We start from the raw sequence: 3105 nt of genomic DNA on the forward strand, positions 1-3105 counted from the left end.
AAAGACAAATACGGCTATGTAAAAGCATTTTCAATTGCGGGTGCCGATCGTCAGTTTTATTGGGCAAAGGCAGAGGTCATCAATAAAAACACGGTGGTTGTTTATTCGTATGCGGTTACCAATCCGGTGGCAGTACGTTTTGGCTGGGCCGATAATCCCGATGATTTAAACCTGTATAACCTGGAGTTACTGCCCGCGAATCCTTTCAGAACAGATGACTGGCCGGGAATAACAAAATGAACAGCTCTGCATTGAAAATAAATTATCCCGGCAGCACAATTTATTGAACAATAAAATGTTGATTATAAAACACCTTTGCATAGCTTTGTGTTAATGATGAAAAACTTAACCACTCTATTTCTATTACTGCTAGCTCAAATCGTTGCTTTTGCACAAAGTAATAATGCAACGTTAAAAGGAGTTATCTCTGATCAGGACGGTGTTCCGATCGATATGGTAAATGTGGTATTAAAAGAATATCCAACCCTTGGAACCACAACAAATGCCGATGGCGAATTTCTGCTTCGTATTCCGGCCCGCAAACAGCTCACGATAATTTTTTCATCGCTGGGCTATCAAACTTTTCAGGATTCAGTTTATGCCAATCACGAAGAAACGATTATCAAACAGATTACCATGCCGGAAGCCAACCTGGAACTGGCAGAGATAATCGTTAAGGAACAGCGACGCAACGGAGGAAGTATTGTTAGTCTCGATCCAAAAATTATCAACTCCATTTCGAGTGCTTCGGGAGGTATTGAAGCCGGACTAAAAACATTGCCCGGCGTGTCGTCAAATAACGAGTTAAGCTCGCAATACACCGTTCGTGGTGGTAATTTCGACGAAAACCTGGTTTATGTGAACGATGTTGAGGTTTACCGGCCTTTCCTGATTCGCTCAGGGCAACAGGAAGGACTGAGCTTTATAAACAGCGACATGGTATCTACCATCGATTTTTCGGCAGGTGGTTTTAATGCCAAATACGGCGATAAAATGTCGTCGGTACTCGATATAAAATACCGCAGGCCAAGCGATTTTAGCGGATCGGCATCAGTTAGTATGCTTGGTGCTTCGGCGCATTTTGAAGACGTAGCGCTAAAGGGAAAACTTTCGCATATTTCCGGAATTCGTTACAAAACCAACCGTTACATACTTGGGACTTTAGATGAACAGGGTGAATACGATCCTCGCTTTCTCGATTTTCAGACCTATATAACTTACCAGTTTAACGAGAAATTCGATCTATCGTTTTTGGGTAACGTAGCACAAAACCAATACAATTTTATTCCTCAAACCCGCGAAACGACTTTTGGAACGTGGCAAAATCCGTTCAACACCAAAATATATTTCGACGGACAGGAACAGGATGATTTTCAAACCTACCTGGGAGCGTTAACCGCTAACTATCACCCCAATGCCAACCTAAACCTGAAATTTATTGCATCGGCCTACCATGCCCGCGAAAAAGAAACTTACGATATACAAGGACAATATTATTTAAATCAGCTGGAAAGAAATATGGGCTCGGACGAATTTGGCGACAGTACATTAAATTTGGGAGTTGGCACCTTTATCAATCATGCCCGTAACAGCCTGGATGCAACAGTTTACAGTTTCTCGCACAAAGGAGCTTATAACTCTGAGAAGCACTTGTTAAACTGGGGAATCAAATTTCAGCACGAAAAAATAAACGACGAATTAAACGAATGGATCTACCGAGATTCTGCGGGTTACTCGATCCCTTATTCTGATAATGAAGTAAAATTATTTTATACGCTTAATGCCAAAAACAAAATTAGCTCGAACCGGATAACCGGCTATTTTCAGGACAGTTGGAGCATGCCCACAGCAAGCGGCGATTTGTATTTAACAGGCGGGGTGCGATTTAATTTCTGGGATTTTAACAATGAATTACTGGTGAGTCCGCGCGCCACATTAAGCTACTTCCCCGAATGGGAGAAAAAAATGTCGTTCCGCTTGTCGGCAGGATGGTATCATCAGTCGCCCTTTTTTAAGGAGCTGAAACAAAGCGATGGATATATCAATTACGACTCAAAAGCGCAACGTTCGTTTCAGGTTGTTGGTGGAACCGATCTGTTGTTTACAGCCTGGGACCGACCGTTTCGTTTTACTTCCGAGGCCTACTACAAACACATGAACCGCCTGATTCCTTATCAGATAGATAATGTTCGTATACGTTACCTGGCCGAAGAGGAAGCAACAGGTTATGCCACCGGAATAGACTTTAAAATTAACGGCGAGTTTGTGAGCGGATTACAATCATGGGCAAGTTTATCGTTCCTGCAAACCGAAGAAGATATAAAAGGCGACGGACATGGAATGATTCCCCGCCCTACTGACCAGTGGATGAATTTCAGCTTATTTTTCCAGGATTATTTACCGGGTAATCCAACATACAAAATGCAACTGTCGGGTTTTTATGGGGCACGCCTGCCCACCGGACCTCCAAATGGCGAGCGTTACCAGGATGTATTTCGTATGCCGCCTTACCGACGTATCGACCTTGGATTCTCAAAAGTATTCATTAGCCGGGCAAACCGCTCCGACAGCCCTTTTTTCAGGCATATTACCGATTTATGGCTAAGCCTCGAAGTATTTAATCTGCTGGATATCAACAATACCATCTCCTATTTCTGGGTATCGAGTATTTATGGCGACCAGTATGCGGTTCCGAATTATCTTACGTCAAGAAAGTTCAACTTAAAACTTACGGTAAAATTCTAAAACACAGCAACATATTCATTTTATTACATAATGTAATGTTTAAGCAACATTAAAACTTTGGTGTGTAGCGTGTTTGATATGAACTATCGTAACGAATCGTTTAACTTTGCCTTGCAACTTAATTAGTTACTCTATGAACCTAACAGTATACCAGGTTGATGCCTTCGCTGAGAAAATCTTTGAAGGAAACCCTGCAGCCGTTATTCCACTGAATGATGAGTGGCTTCCGGATGATATTATGCAAAAACTGGCCATGGAAAACAACCTTTCGGAAACAGCATTTTTTATAAAAAAAGACGACTGTTACCATATCCGCTGGTTTACTCCTGAGGCCGAGGTTGATCTTTGCGGTCATGCTAC

Annotated in this window: 2 protein-coding genes and 1 pseudogene; all 3 read left to right on the plus strand. The window is 42.2% G+C overall.

Annotated features, from left to right (window positions below; all coding sequences use genetic code 11):
• Positions 1–240 (plus strand): annotated as a pseudogene (locus tag ABZB17_RS21795) (hypothetical protein); the annotation flags it as partial.
• Positions 241–333: 93 nt separating this feature from the next.
• Positions 334–2745, plus strand: a complete 2412-nt coding sequence (locus tag ABZB17_RS21800) for a carboxypeptidase-like regulatory domain-containing protein (RefSeq protein ID WP_372653646.1) — start codon at positions 334–336, stop codon at positions 2743–2745.
• Positions 2746–2878: 133 nt separating this feature from the next.
• Positions 2879–3105: PhzF family phenazine biosynthesis protein (locus ABZB17_RS21805; RefSeq protein WP_372653648.1), on the plus strand; the 227-nt coding region annotated here is incomplete at its 3' end.

This window comes from Draconibacterium sp. (genome assembly GCF_041583095.1).
Lineage (GTDB): Bacteria > Bacteroidota > Bacteroidia > Bacteroidales > Prolixibacteraceae > Draconibacterium.